General features: G+C 57.6%; 9 protein-coding genes. 1 reads left to right on the forward strand and 8 read right to left on the reverse strand.

Annotated features, from left to right (window positions below; genetic code table 11):
- Positions 1 to 397 precede the first annotated feature (397 nt).
- The 8 genes from NA78x_RS14915 to NA78x_RS14950 form a co-directional block, all read right to left on the reverse strand.
- Complete coding sequence (locus tag NA78x_RS14915) at positions 398 to 1,996, reverse strand: sulfite reductase subunit alpha (protein ID WP_425619244.1); 1,599 nt, start codon at positions 1,994 to 1,996, stop codon at positions 398 to 400.
- Positions 1,996 to 3,801, reverse strand: a complete 1,806-nt coding sequence (locus NA78x_RS14920; RefSeq protein WP_425619245.1) for a NirA family protein — start codon at positions 3,799 to 3,801, stop codon at positions 1,996 to 1,998. The genes NA78x_RS14915 and NA78x_RS14920 overlap by 1 nt, the downstream gene beginning before the upstream one ends.
- Positions 3,801 to 6,008, reverse strand: coding sequence for a molybdopterin oxidoreductase family protein (locus tag NA78x_RS14925; RefSeq protein ID WP_425619246.1), 2,208 nt, complete (start codon positions 6,006 to 6,008; stop codon positions 3,801 to 3,803). Before NA78x_RS14925 ends, NA78x_RS14920 begins: the two co-directional genes overlap by 1 nt.
- Positions 6,005 to 7,657: a DmsC/YnfH family molybdoenzyme membrane anchor subunit gene (locus NA78x_RS14930; RefSeq protein WP_425619247.1), complete on the reverse strand. Its 1,653-nt coding sequence runs from the start codon at positions 7,655 to 7,657 to the stop codon at positions 6,005 to 6,007. The genes NA78x_RS14925 and NA78x_RS14930 overlap by 4 nt, the downstream gene beginning before the upstream one ends.
- Positions 7,658 to 7,660: 3 nt before the next feature.
- On the reverse strand, positions 7,661 to 8,563 hold the full coding sequence (locus NA78x_RS14935) for an ABC transporter ATP-binding protein (RefSeq protein WP_425619248.1): 903 nt from the start codon (positions 8,561 to 8,563) through the stop codon (positions 7,661 to 7,663).
- 130 nt (positions 8,564 to 8,693) lie between these two features.
- Positions 8,694 to 9,587, reverse strand: a complete 894-nt coding sequence (locus tag NA78x_RS14940; RefSeq protein ID WP_425619249.1) for an ABC transporter ATP-binding protein — start codon at positions 9,585 to 9,587, stop codon at positions 8,694 to 8,696.
- Between the two features lie 49 nt (positions 9,588 to 9,636).
- Positions 9,637 to 10,419, reverse strand: coding sequence for a nitrate ABC transporter permease (gene ntrB, locus NA78x_RS14945; protein WP_425619250.1), 783 nt, complete (start codon positions 10,417 to 10,419; stop codon positions 9,637 to 9,639).
- A 28-nt stretch (positions 10,420 to 10,447) separates the two neighbouring features.
- The gene (locus NA78x_RS14950; RefSeq protein WP_425619251.1) at positions 10,448 to 11,755 is read right to left on the reverse strand and encodes an ABC transporter substrate-binding protein; all 1,308 of its coding nucleotides are present in this window, start codon (positions 11,753 to 11,755) and stop codon (positions 10,448 to 10,450) included.
- Between the two features lie 529 nt (positions 11,756 to 12,284).
- Here NA78x_RS14950 and NA78x_RS14955 point away from each other — a divergent pair.
- Positions 12,285 to 13,859, forward strand: a complete 1,575-nt coding sequence (locus tag NA78x_RS14955) for an alginate export family protein (protein ID WP_425619252.1) — start codon at positions 12,285 to 12,287, stop codon at positions 13,857 to 13,859.
- Positions 13,860 to 14,042 lie beyond the last annotated feature (183 nt).

Consider the following 14,042-nt stretch of genomic DNA (forward strand, 5'->3'; position numbering starts at 1 on the left):
CTGTACATCGTTTGACACGATCTCGAAAACGTGCGGCGGCCCGCTAAGGGGGCCTGAACCTGCATTCGCACTGTTGCCTTAGGTAGGTGGATCTGGAGTGAATCTGCCGCAGAGTGCGACAAAGAGTTCCGAAATTAACGCCGACGGTAGGCGATCGTAACGAGTAAAACGCCACTGCCTTACCACCAAGAACAGGCCACTTAGGGTGACTTCGTTTCCCTAGATAATCGCGCAGCAAGTAGCGAATCAGCCCCTCGAGAAAGGCAAAGGACGTCGCAGCTTTGCACTTTGGGACTCGAACGCGCGGAGATATTTTTTTTGAAATACCCTGACGCACTAACCCAACTAACAAGGCGAGTGATGGTTTACCAAGATCATCCAAGGCATCTGTAAATGATTAATAGACGTCTTTGTGATAGCGTTTGTCCTTCGCCATTTGCGCAACGTATTGCTTGGCCTCCACGGCTGTTTTGCCACCTTGAGTCATCACGATGGCTTGCAGTGCCTGATCGACATCCGCTGCCATCTTCTTGGCATCGCCACAAACGAAGAAGTGAGCACCTTGCTGCAGCCACTGCCACATGTCGGCGGCATTGTCGAGCATCTTGTGCTGCACGTACAGCTTCTCGGCCTGGTCTCGCGAAAAAGCCAGATCAAGGCGGGAGAGGACGCCTTGATCCAGCCAAAGCGAAAGTTCGTCGCGATAGAGGAAGTCGTAATCAAAGTGCTGATTGCCAAAGACCAACCAGGCGGGTCCCTTAAGCCCCAGCGCGTGACGCTCTTGTAAGAAGGCCCGGAACGGGGCAATGCCGGTACCAGGGCCGACCATGATCATCGGCGTGGTGCCTTCGCTGGGAATGCGGAACTTGGGCGAAGGCTGCACGAACACGCGTACTTCATCACCGGGCAGTGAACGAACTCCCAGGAAGTGTGACGCGACGCCGTGTTTCCAGCGGCCCTGGCTCTCGTACTTCACGACACCCACCGTGAGTGTCACTTGCCGCGGGTTCGCTCGTTGCGACGATGAGATCGAGTAGAGGCGGGGTTGCAACCGCGCGAGTGCAGCGAGAAAGTCTTCTAGCGGTGGACGTGCGGAGGGAAACTTGGCCAGCACCTCGGCAATGTCGTAGCTGCCGAGCTCGCCGCTGCGGGCAGCAGATTCCAACTCGGTTCGTTCGGCGTCGAGCTTCGCATGTTTGGCAAGCAGCTCGATCAAGTCCGGTCGCGAACGCGCCAGAGTAACTTCCAACTTGAGGACATCGGCCAATCGCTTCTTTTCGGCGTCGCCACCAATGACCGTTTCTTCGCCACTGGCACCCAGTTGTTGCAAAACCTCCTTAACCAACTCCGGGCAGTTCACCGGCAAGATGCCGAGGCTATCGCCGGGCTGATACTCGATGCCCGAATCGAGCAGGTCGATCACGACATGCCGCGTGTCCTTTGGGGCATCGATGTGAGTCAAGCGTTCGTTGCTGATGAGTTTCGCGGGGAAGGGACTGGTGCGAGAATATCTTTGCGGAGCAGGAGCGGCATGCCCATTCGTTCCCTTCGTGTGGCCATTGGTTGCAGGAACTGCTGGCTTGCTGCCATTGATTGACAGGAGTTGCTTAAGCGCCTTGGCAGTATCGGAGCCGCCAGGCGAGCAACGTGTGAGATCCTTCTCTTCGCCGCGGGCGATGGCTTCCGAATAGGTCTGGCACAAGTACCCGCAAGCACCGCAATCGAGCTGCGCCATGGCAGCCATCAACTGTCGCTCGACGGGCTTTCCTTCAGCCAGCGACAATCGTTCCGGGAGCGGCAACGACGAATCGTGCCAGGGAAAGTCTTCTTCGACGGGTGCTGCCGCTGGGGCGATCACCGCAGGGGGAACACTGCCCCCGTTGATCGCTGGCTGACCTTGCCCGCTGAGGATGGCGGCAAAGAAACCGTTAAGCCATGCCCGCTGCTGGGGATTGAATGGGGCCGAGTCGGGAATGACGGGAATATTGGTCAGCATTAGCGGGCTCCCACGGCTTGGGGCTCAAGTGCGAAGGACTTTAAAGATTCAACGGCTTGAGCGCGCGACCACTCGTGGAAAGATTCTTCCTCGCTGCTTCGGCTGCCGAGCCAGGCAACAAGCACGCGTTCGAGCAGTTGCGGAATCTCCGTCGCGGGAACACTGGTCGCGATCTGGCGGCCAATCTCACGATTCTCGCCGTAACCGCCACCGACAAACACGTGATAACCTTCAACCATCTCTTCTCCGACGGTAACCTTGGTCGCCAGTAGGCCAAGGTCACCGATGTAGTGCTGGGCACAAGAGTGATGGCAACCGGTGAGATGAATATTGATGGGTTGGTCAAGATCCAGTCGCTCTTCGAGATAAGCGGCCACTTGTTTAGCATGCAGCTTGGTGTTGGCGGCCGCAAAGCGGCAACCAGCGTTACCTGTGCAAGCGACCAAGCCAGCCCGGATGTTCGTCACCGAAGTCGTCAGGCCGAGTTGTTCAATGGCGTGTTCGACAGCGGGAACATCAGCTTCGCGAATATCGGAAATGAGTAGGTTCTGCCACACTGTCAGGCGAATCGTGCCGCTGCCGTATCGCTGGGCAATGTCAGCCAGCCCGCGGAGTTGATCGCATTGAATGCGCCCCACTGGCAACACCACGCCAACGTACTTCAACCCGGCTTGTCTCTGGGTATGAGCGCCAAAATTACCCAGCGGATTCGGTTTTACCCGCGGCTCGCAATCTTCGATCGCAAACCGAGTCAACGGCTGCGGCAATAGCTTTTCGACTTCCGCCAGATAGCCCGCGTGACCAAATCGTTCCAGGACATATTTCAGCCGAGCCGTCTTGCGGTCCGTCCGATCTCCTTCGCGTAAGAAGACCTTGAGAATCCCAGCCGCGACAGGAATGCACTGCTCAGGCTTGAGCAGCACTCCTGCATCACGTGCAAAATCGCCGTGGCCGGTGATCCCACCAAGCTCCAAGCGAAAATAAATACCCGCCGGTTGGCTCCGTCCTTCCGGCACGCGTACAGCAAAGAATCCGATGTCGTTGGTGTCGGCAAGCGCGGTGATTGTGCCGCCACCATCGAAGGCAATGTTGAACTTGCGCGGCAACCCGTACATTTCGGGATGCTGCAAAATATAGTGATTCATGTCGCGGCACAGTTGCCGCACGTCGAACAGTTCGAGAGGATCGATCCCTGCCGTCGGCGTGGCTGTGATGTTGCGAATGTTGTCGGCACCGGAACCGCGAGCCACAATTCCCAAATCGATCAGGCCGTTAATGATCTCCGTCGTGTGTTCGGCCTTGATCTCACGAATCTGCAAGTTCGAACGAGTCGTGGCATCGACGTAACCACCGCCGAACTGCTCCGCCAAATCAGCAACACCGCGCATTTGATGCGAGTTCGTCATACCGCCGGCAAATCGCAGGCGGCACATGAACGAATTCTGCGCCGGCGCCACGAAGAACAGCCCGTGGTATTTGTACAGAAAAATGTCGGTTCCCTTGGGGTACTTCCCAGCCGCTGCATTGGCCGTGATCTCGTCCCACATTTGAAACGGATCTTTGGCTCGCTTGGCTTGCTCTTCGGGCGAGAGCTTCTGGCCTTTGGCGAGTGCCTGATCTTGCGCTGCTGCGTGCAAGCGGCGAGCATCAGCGGGGCAGTTATCGGCAGTGGGTGCCGAAGAAATGCCAAGCGTGCCGGCGAATGTCGGCAAACCGTTGCTTGTCTTGAGTGCTTCGCAGCCTGCATAAAAACCTTGCAGGTACTGCTGCTGCTCGACACTGAAGCCGGTGTTGTTGTCGCTCATCAGCGATTCTCCTGCGGAAGCCGACGGATTTGAACTGCACAGTCCTTGTACGAAGGCTGCCGCGAGTGCGGATCGAAATGAGGCAGCGTGAGCACGTTCGTTTCGGCATAGTGCATGGGCATAAAGACTTGGCCACGACCAACCGTTGGCGTGATCATCGCCTTGACGACCACACGGCCACGCGGACTCGTCACTTCCACACGTTCGAGTGAATCGATGCCCCGCTCGCGTGCGTCGCGCGGGTGAATCTCGACGTAGGCACCAGCCGGATACAGTTTCCGCAGCACAGCCGACTTGCCTGTCCGGGTTTGCGTATGCCACTGCGACACCGTGCCGCGTCCCGTGAGCATGATAAGCGGATACTGCTCGCTGGACGGCTCGGGCATGGGGCGAGGTTCATCGAAGAGGAACTTGGCGCGGCCATCGGGGTGGCAGAACTTGCCGTCGGCAAACAGGCGACGCTCGGGAGCGGGAGCTTCACTCCTGGCTGGCAGTGGCCACTGAATGCCGCCGTAGCGCTCGAGCATGTCATAGCCATTGATGCCCGTGATGTCGAATGGCATGTCCTTCGACAACTGCTGCATCAGCTGAAAAACCTTCTCGGGATGATCGTACTTGTCGAGCAACTCGCCGCAGCCCCAGTAGTGGGCAATCAAACGAAAAATCATCGAATCGGCCAGAGCCTGCCCCGGAGCACGAGCGACCTTCTTCAGCAGGCCGATGCGACGCTCGCTGTTAATGAAGGTTCCTTCCTTCTCGCCCCAACCCGCGGCAGGCAACACCAGATGGGCCTGCTGGGCGGTATCCGTCGTGTGATACATGTCCTGTACGACGAGAAACTCGAGCTTACTCAGAACCTCGCGAGTTTCCTCGCGCTGCAACCAAGAGTGGGCAGTATTGGTGGCAATGATCCACAGTCCGCAAATCTCGCCGCGTTTGACAGCATCCAGAATCTGGTCGTACGCATAGCCGCTCTCTCGCGGTATCTGCGCGTCATTGATGCCGACGATTTCGGCAACTTGCTGCCGATGTTCAGGCTTGCCGAAATCACGCGCACCGATGAGCATGCTGGTGTTACTGAACAGTCGCGAACCCATCGCATTGCACTGGCCGGTGATCGAGTTGGCACCCGTACCAGGGCGACCGAAGTTGCCGGTCATCAGGGCCAGATTGATTAAACCCTGGGCGGTGCGTACACCCTGGTAGCTTTGGTTCACGCCCATCGTCCACCAGAACGACGTTCGCTCCGCGGCGACGATCATCTCGACGAGTTGCTCAATCTCGTGCTTGCGCAATCCCGTCTCGGCAAGGATCCGCTCTAGCGACCACGCTGCGACGAATTGCTTGAACTCAGCAAAGCCCGTGGTGTGAGCATCGATGTAGTCTTGCTTGACCGCGCCGCGCTGGATGAGCAAGTTGGCCAGACCATAGAGTAGCGCGAGATCCGATTTCGGTTGCAGCGGCAAGTGCAAGTCGGCTGCTTGAGCCGTTTCCGTGTGGCGCGGATCGATCACAACAATCTTGCCACCTCGGCGATTACGGAGCACTCGCTCCCACAGAATCGGATGACCAACGCACGGATTGGCACCGACAAAAATCAATAGGTCGGACTCTTCAAAGTCAGCGTAGGTATAAGGCGGAGCATCGAAGCCCAGCGACTGCTTATAGGCAACGGCAGAAGTCGCCATGCATTGCCGAGTGTTGCTATCTCCGTGCAAAAAGCCCATGCCAAAGCGGGCAAGGATACCGAGGAGCACCATCTCTTCCGTCGGAATCTGCCCCGTGCTCAAAAAGGCAACCGAGCCGGGACCGTGTTCGGTCATGATCGACTGAAAGCGGCTACAGAAGGTTTTAAGCGCCGCGTCCCAACTCACGCGTTGCAGCTGCCCGCGTTCATCCCGCAGCAGAGGATCCGTCGCGCGATCGGCCGAGTTGAGTACGCTCAGTGCTTCCCAGCCCTTGGAACACGCCATGCCGAGATTGACCGGATAGTCGCTGGCTGGCGATAGATTGATCGCCACACCATCTCGCAGGTGAACTTGCAGGCCGCAACCGGTGGAGCAATAGCCGCAGACCGTGCGCGTGGTTTGATTGGGGACGAGCTTCTCCGGCAGATGGCCCAGACCGAACTCGCCGGGCGAGAGAACGAGGTCGCGCGTGAGCGGACCATCCCATTGCCGCAGCAGATGATTTGTTTTCGCGTTCACGTCGCAACCCCTCCTGGCATCTTGGGAGAGACAATTGCCGTAAAGAATAAAGTCCGTTCAATCAACTCACTCGCGAGGGCGCTGGACACAACGATGCCGATTGCCGTCCACTGCAACGAAGCGGCTGCGTTGCTTATAGTCACCGCAGCCGCAAACACCATCAGTACTCCTGATAGCATGCCGATTAAGTTGCGCACGGTTTGAAGCCGTTCCAGCGGACCTCGCAGCAAACGGGCCGCGTTGGTTAGTTGATTGATCCCGCCGCTGACTCTTCCGTATTTATCAATCGAGTGCCACGAGCAGAAACCCTCGTAAAGCAACTTGATGGCGGCGATGAACATCGCGAGCGGCCACAGTAGGCTGATGAAACAGGCCACGGCGATGGCGGAAAACAGTAGAGAGGTCAACAGAAATTTTCCGCCACCGCGGGCCAAGTTCCAGGTTGGTCGGCAGGTTACCGCGTAGATCATCGCCGAGGAGAATACACCGCAGGCTCCTAGGATGAGCGAGCACCAACTGAGGATTGGCATCATCCATGCGACGGCAGAGTCACTGCTGACGAGTCGTAGGTTGATGGCCAGAGCCAGCGAAGCCGTAGCACCCAGCATCGCGCTGTAGGCACCGAACACGACGATCTCACGGCTGAGCCAACTGGTTCGTAAACCGAGCCAAGCGCGCCATGCGCCGAAGGGGCGCCCCAGATGGAACGCAGCCGCTTGTCCACCGGCGGCACCGAGGATCAAAGCTACGATGAGGAGTGGCAACGATGCTGTTGTGTTTCCTGCGACTGCCAAAACTCGCTCAGCGAGCAGCACACCCACCGAAGCTTGCGTGAGGACGAGCATCACGACGAGTGGCCAATGCGCGTGAGCCGGTTTGACGAAAGTCGCATCGGCGGCTTGCCAGGTCGTGTGAGCCGTTTGCGAGACGAAGCGAGTCGTCGGAACTGTCTGGCGAGGATCGGGAGCGTCGGCGAGAAACTCGCCCGACTTAGCGGCCGCGATCGCTTCAGCCTGGTTCACAATCGTGATGCGAATTGCCTGATTGGGACAAGCGGCGACGCAAGCGGGAGCTTCATCGACAGCCAATCTTTGTCGGCACATATCACACTTCCGCACGATCCCTTTGGAGTGGCTGTATTTGGGAACGTCGTAGGGGCACATCAGCACGCAGTACTGGCAGCCAATGCATTGGTCGTCTAGATGTCGGACAATGCCGGTTGCGGGGTCTTTGTCGTACGCCTTCACCGGGCAACCCGCGAGGCAAGCAGGCTCGACACAGTGATGGCAGGCTGAGGTGACGTACTGGAGCGAAGGACGTTCATCGCTGCTGACCAGCAGGCCGACGTCGCGCCAAGTCTCGTGTTCTTCCAGACCATTCAAGCTGTGGCAAGCCGTGACGCAGGCTTTGCAGCCAGAACAAGCGTCCAGGTCGACTTCAAAGGCATACTGTTCGCCCGGCTGCGGAGCAGAGAGAGGAATAAGGCTGCGATAGGCGATGTGGGCCTGCGTGGAGTAGGACTGATGCTCGTCGTGCCACTGTGCGAACCGTTGCACCGCAGGCATGGCCTGCTGCTCGGCCAGCAACTGCTCAATGAGCAGCGGCGGCTTGGCCGGTTGGTACATCGGTAGTCCAGTAACAGTCGTCATTGCTTAGGCGCGGCGAGCTAGCCGAGCGGTCTCCTGCGCGAGATTGGGTTGGTTGGTTTCGTCTGCGGCCGCATCGATGCGGACGATGGCTGGCGAGTCTTCCGCAGGCTTTTCGGCTTTGACTCCCGGCGAGTGACCTTGATCCTCGAGAAAGCCAATCAGGCGTTCACGCAACGGGTAGTAGTCGGGGTGATTCAGAACTGCCGTGCGATTGCGCGGGCGAGCAAACGGAACTTCGATGATCTCGCCGATGGTCGCGGCCGGTCCGCTGGTCATCATCACGATGCGATCAGCCATCAGCAGGGCTTCGTCCACATCGTGCGTCACCATCAGGCTGGTTTTGCGATCGCGCTCAAGCAGATCGGCGAGGACTTCTTGCAAGTCCATTCGCGTTAGAGAATCGAGCATGCCGAACGGTTCGTCGAGAAGCAGCATCTTGGGGGAGATGGCAAAAGCCCGGGCAATGCCCACTCGCTGCTGCATTCCTTGTGACAGTTCCGAGGCCTTTCGTTCGAGCGATTGGCCCAGGCCGACGAGTTGCAAATGGTGAGCGGCGATTTCGCGCCGCTGAGCACGCGAGATATGGGGATAAACGCGATCGACACCAAGCTGCACGTTTTCCAGAGCCGTAAGCCAAGGGAGCAAGCAAGGCGATTGAAATACCACACCGCGATCGGGACCGGGGCCATCGATTTCGCGATTGGCCACGACGATCGCACCGGTAGAGCACTCACTGAGGCCAGCGAGCATGCTAAGCACGGTGCTCTTGCCACAGCCCGAGTGGCCAATCAGCGCGATGAACTCTCCTTGCTCAATGTTGAGCGAGAAGTCGCGCACGATCACCGCCGGGCCGTTCTTCGCGGGGTAAGACTTCCCCACGCGAAAGAGTTCCACATAACCGGCCATGTTCTTCGTTCCTTAAGTCTGCTGAATCTAATACGACTGGTGGCAGGGGCTGCTCCGGTTGGACCGCCTGGCAGTCCCTGCCAACCAGCGCAACTCTCGGCGGAGAGTTTCGATGTGTCTCGTTGTGGTGTTACGCCCGTCCTGTGAGCGCACTCCATGACCAAGCTGGCCATGCTTTGCGTCGCGGCGGAAGATCGATCGGCTCGGGAATCTCGAAGGCAGCAGCCGTGCGGGCGGCGTCTTCTTCCGTCTTGGCCTTCACGCTGCGCAGGTAGTCGTTGACTTCACTGCGGAGTTGTTGAAACCGACGATCGTGATTGAGCGCTTTGCGATCGCGGGGGCGAGGGATATCAACAACAAAGGAAGGGCCAAGGGTTGCTTTCGGACCAGCGGTCAGGGGCACAATGCGATCGGCGAGCAAAAGCGCTTCGTCGACATGATTGGTGATCAGGACGACAGTCTTGCGCTCTTGCTCCCAAATTCGCTCAATCTCGTCTTGCAGCGTGGCGCGAGTCAGCGCGTCGAGTGCGGCCAAAGGCTCGTCCAGAAGCAAGATTTCAGGGCTCATGGCGAGTGCTCGGGCGACTGCGACACGTTGTTTCATGCCGCCAGAGAGTTGCTGCGGCTTCTTGGCAGCGGCGGCGGAGAGGTTGACCATTGCCAAGTAGCGTTCGACGTGTTTCTTCTTTTGCTCGGCATTCCAAGTCGGATGCGATTGGTCCACACCGAGCCGAATGTTGTCGAACACCGAGAGCCAAGGCAGCAGCGAGTAGTTTTGAAACACCACGCCCCGATCCGCACCTGGGCCGGTAACGCGCTGGCCGTTCACTTCGACTTCGCCGCGATCTGGCTGCTGTAAGCCCGCAATCAGCGAGATCAGCGTCGTCTTGCCGGAACCTGAGTAGCCGAGGATGGCGACAAACTCGCCTCGCTCCACCTGCAGATTGATATTAGCCAGCACATCGTTGCGACGATTGCTAGGTCCAAACGATTTGTTGACGTTCTTCAAAGACAGGAAGGACATATTTGGAAGTCTCACGGAGTGATGTTGGCGTTTGTGTCGTCGTTGGCGGCTAGGTGGTTGACCATTTCAGCCGTTGCTCGACCATGCTCATCATGCGATCCATGATGTAGCCGACGAACCCAATCGTGAGAATGCACAGGATGATGTGTTCATAAATCAGGCTGTTGTATTCCTGCCACAAGAACCCACCGACGCCAGGAACGCCGGTGAGCATCTCGGCAGCGACAATTGCCAACCAGGCAATCCCCAGGCTCAAGCGAAAGCCTGTGAACATGTAAGGGAGAGTGGCCGGCAGCAGCACTTTCCAAAGCATCGTCCACTTCGAGAGCCGCAAAACCTTTCCCACATTGAGGTAGTCTTGCGGAATCGCTCGCACACCCACGGCGGTGTTAAGCACCGTCGGCCACATCGAACACATGGCGATAGTGAAGATGGCCGCCGGTTCCGATCTGCCAAACAGCACGAGCCCCAGCGGTAACCAGGCGAGTGGCGAAACTGGCTTGAGGATTTGCACGATCGGATCAAAAGCGCGAGCAAACATCTTTGAGCCGCCCAGGATGAAACCCAGCGGCGTGCCGACCAGAATTGCCAGGAAATAGCCCTTGGCAACGAGAATCAGCGAGTACCAGGTAAATCGCAAAATCCCCTGGTCGAGTTCGCCCCGCTTCTCGAAGGGAGCCGCCAAATAGGGCTTGCTCATTTCCCAAGTCTTGCCAGGCGAGGGCAAATTCGGAGTGATCGTGGCACTCATGACCATCCAGATCACTACGCAAACTGCAATGGCTGCAACGGGCAGAATGACATAGTCGAATGGAAATCGTTTCTCGGACATGGCGGAATCCTTCTCGCAGGTTTGCGAACTAACCCTTCAGATTGTTGATGGCGAACGATTTGGCGTAGCCTTCCGGATCAGCCGGATCGAACTTCACGCCATCGAACAGAGTTTCTGGATCGCTATTCGCACCGCCATGCTCGTAGCTGATCTCTTTCATCGCTTCTTCGTAGATATCACTGCGCAGAACGCGCTTCACAGTTCCTTCGTAATCGGGAGCACCTTCCACCATGCCCCAACGTCGGAACTGCGACAGCCACCAGAGGCCGTACTTCGCCTGTGGATAGTTGCAGTTGCGATCGTGGAAAATCATGTAGGGCAGTTCGTCGTTCTTACGACCATCGCCGTAATCGACTTTGCCTTGCATCCGGCCGAGAATGATGTCTTGGGCACAGTTGATGTAGGTCGGGGCAGAAACGATCTTTGCCTGTTCGGGCCGATTGCCCATGTCGTCGAGCCAAACGCTCGCTTCGTGGAGGGCTTTCAGGAAGGCCTTTACCGTTTTGGGATTCTTCTCCGCGAAGTCTTCCGTGAAGGCACAGACTTTTTCTGGATGATCCTTCCACATCTCCTGCGTTGTAATCGAAGTGAAGCCGATTCCGTCGGCAATCGCGCGGGCATTCCAAGGCTCACCCACGCAGAAGCCGTCCATTTTGCCGATCTTCATGTTCGCGACCATTTGTGGCGGCGGCACCGTTGCCAAGGCAACGTCGGTGTCGGGATGAATGCCACCGGCGGCCAGGTAATAGCGCATCCACATGGCATGCGTGCCGGGCGGGAAGGTCATCGCGAACGTCATCGGCGAGCCGGCCGACTTTGCCGCGTCCACCAAGGGCTTGAGGGCCTTGGGGTCGTCTTGAACCTTTCCCTTCAGATCAGCTTTGAGCGTGATTGCCTGACCATTGCGATTGACGATCCAGGGAGCGATTACCGGCCGCTTGGGAGCACCGAGTAAACCCATCGTCGAGGCGAAGGGCATTCCAAACAGAAGGTGCGTCGCTTGAATATCACCGTTCGAAAGTGAATCGCGAATGGCAGCCCAACTGGCACCTTTGCTGATCGTGGCGTCGATGCCGTACTTCGCAAAGAAGCCCTTCTCTTTGGCAATCACGAAGGGCGAGCAGTCGGTGAGGGCAATGATGCCGACCTTCAGCTTGCTTTGTTCAGGCGTATCGCCAGCGGTCGCACCCGCGGGAACAGTGCCCGGCGCGACAGAACTCGCTGTGGTCGACGTACCGCAGCCTGCCAATATTGCTGCGCCCGAGGCACCAGCTGTTGCGAGCAGGAACGAGCGGCGATCGAGTGAAGACTTTTTTAGCTTGGAGGCGGAGTGCATCGTAGAGTCTTTTGGTTCCATCTAAAGTTCGACTGAGTATTGCGAGCACCGTTGTGGCTTCCCTGTGCTCGCCCGTGTCCGCCCACTGCATAATTTGCGACCGCTGTGCCAAAGGTTGTGCGGCCGCCCGAAGGATGCCAGCAATCAATCCGCAGGCCCTTTCGCTGTAACCAGTTGCGCGAAATAAGATTCCTCAACCCGTCGTGAGGTTAACAGCGACTGCTGCAAAACTGTGCAGCACGGTTGCTTAGGAGCGTGGCCCGACTGCGTCAGCAAGAGTGGTGTCGCCGGAACCACCTGGGGACGCGAGGAAACCATTTGCTCGCTCGATTGTGTCTGCCGGCGCGTTAAACCTTGGCGACTGCGTTGGCTAGGCTTGGAGATCGCACGATCGTGGATTTTTCGATGAGCGGGCCCGATTCTCTGCTATAGCCGGCAAAACCCAATTCGTTCTGGGGCAGTTTGCCGGCATCTCTCTCGGCGGAGAGCGTTCCACCTGTCACTACCCCTAAACTCCTAGTGAGTTTGTATGAACGCTCGCATGCGCCGCCTTGCCCTTTGGGCTTCTGCTTTCTGCTTGCTCGGCGTCACCGCCCAGTTGCAAGCCGAAACTTTCCCCGTCACCGAGAACCATCTGCCGGAAGCAGAGATCGAGATCTCATCCGACGACGGCGAGTTCCCGGTTTCGCTGAGTGCCGATGCTGCCTCCATTGCAGCCCCCGCCTGCAATTGCCCGGAATGCCAAAAGAAGGCAGCGGCGGCCGACGCAAAAAAGAAAGCAGCGGATCTGAAGAAGGCTGTGGCAACTGCCTACGCTCCAGTCTTCTACAACAACAAGTTCGCTTACATCAACAACCCACTGTACAACGACTGGTACCCGGGCGACGACTTCAAACAGATCCCGCTGGGCTGCGACTCGATGCTCGATATCGGCGGCCAGTACCGCGCTCGATATCAGCACGAGAACAACATCCGTGGCCTCGGTCTCACCGGCAACGATGACGACTTTCTGCTTCATCGCACGCGGTTGTTTGCGAACTTGAAGATTGGCGATCGCCTTCGTTTCTACGGCGAATACATTGATGCCGAAAGCAACCACGAGAACTTTCCGCAGCGGGCGATTGAAGTGAATCGCTCCGACATGCTCAACCTGTTCGTTGACTACAAACTGTACGAGAACTGCTGCGGCGGTTCACTCACCGGCCGTGTTGGTCGCCAGGAACTGCTCTACGGCAGCGAACGATTGATCTCACCCCTCGACTGGGCGAATACTCGCCGGACCTTCGAGGGCATCAAGTTCATGTGGACCGATGCCGATTGGAACCTCGACGTGTTCTTTACTGAACCCGTGGCTGTGCACCCCATTCGTTTTGATTCCGCCATTGACGAACAAGAATTCTTCGGTGGATGGGCGACTTACAAGGCTATTAAAGACCAGACAATTGACCTCTACGCGTTGCAGTTCAACAACTCTTTGGGGTTCAACAACTTTCAGTACACCACGATGGGTGGTCGCTGGTTAGGGACCGAGTGCGATTGGCTGTGGGAACTCGAAGGGGGTATTCAATTCGGTCAAAACACCGCGGGCAATGCGCACGACGCTGCGTTCTGGACCGTTGGCTACGGTAAAAAGTGGTCTGAGCACTGCTGGAAGCCACAAGTCATGGCCTACTACGACTGGGCCGAAGGTGGCGACGTCCGTGGCGCTGGCCAGGGCTTCAACCACTTGTTCCCGCTGGCTCACAAGTATCTCGGCTTCATGGACTTGTTCGGCCGCAGCAACATCGAGACGCCGAACGTGCAGTTCACCTGCCAGCCGCACGAAAAGTGGAAAGTGCTCGTATGGTACTACTACTTCTTTCTGCAGAATGCCAACGACACGCCCTACAACGTCAACATGACTCCGTTCAACCCGGCGAATGCTCCTGCCAGCCGCGACTTGGGTCACGAACTCGACATCACGGCGACGTACGCGATCAACGCCCGCATGGACCTGTTGTTCGGCTACTCGCACTTCTGGGCCGGTCAGTACTACGCCAACACGCCGCCCGGGTTCTCGTCGAACGCGAACTTCTTCTACATGCAGTATCAGTGGAATTTCTAAGCCGCTGAATTTTGCTGCCACTCGACCAAAACGGTCATACGAAAATCAGTGCAGCTGCCCAATCTCGGAGCAGTTGCCACGCTTGGATTGCGTAAGAACCAAGCAGCGGCATCGAGCGCGATGGCCGAAACAGGTAGAATGCAGGCTGTTTCTGTGATTGTGACCGAAAAAAGCAACCGGTAT

It is taken from the genome of Anatilimnocola aquadivae, from assembly GCF_049819085.1.
GTDB lineage: Bacteria > Planctomycetota > Planctomycetia > Pirellulales > Pirellulaceae > Anatilimnocola.

Coding starts and splice junctions, on each gene's coding strand:
- NA78x_RS14940 (WP_425619249.1), bottom strand. CDS start 9,587: ATGTCCTTCCTGTCTTTGAAGAACGTCAACAAATCGTTTGGACCTAGC.
- NA78x_RS14935 (WP_425619248.1), bottom strand. CDS start 8,563: ATGGCCGGTTATGTGGAACTCTTTCGCGTGGGGAAGTCTTACCCCGCG.
- ntrB (WP_425619250.1), bottom strand. CDS start 10,419: ATGTCCGAGAAACGATTTCCATTCGACTATGTCATTCTGCCCGTTGCA.
- NA78x_RS14930 (WP_425619247.1), bottom strand. CDS start 7,657: ATGACGACTGTTACTGGACTACCGATGTACCAACCGGCCAAGCCGCCG.
- NA78x_RS14915 (WP_425619244.1), bottom strand. CDS start 1,996: ATGCTGACCAATATTCCCGTCATTCCCGACTCGGCCCCATTCAATCCC.
- NA78x_RS14920 (WP_425619245.1), bottom strand. CDS start 3,801: ATGAGCGACAACAACACCGGCTTCAGTGTCGAGCAGCAGCAGTACCTG.
- NA78x_RS14955 (WP_425619252.1), top strand. CDS start 12,285: ATGAACGCTCGCATGCGCCGCCTTGCCCTTTGGGCTTCTGCTTTCTGC.
- NA78x_RS14950 (WP_425619251.1), bottom strand. CDS start 11,755: ATGCACTCCGCCTCCAAGCTAAAAAAGTCTTCACTCGATCGCCGCTCG.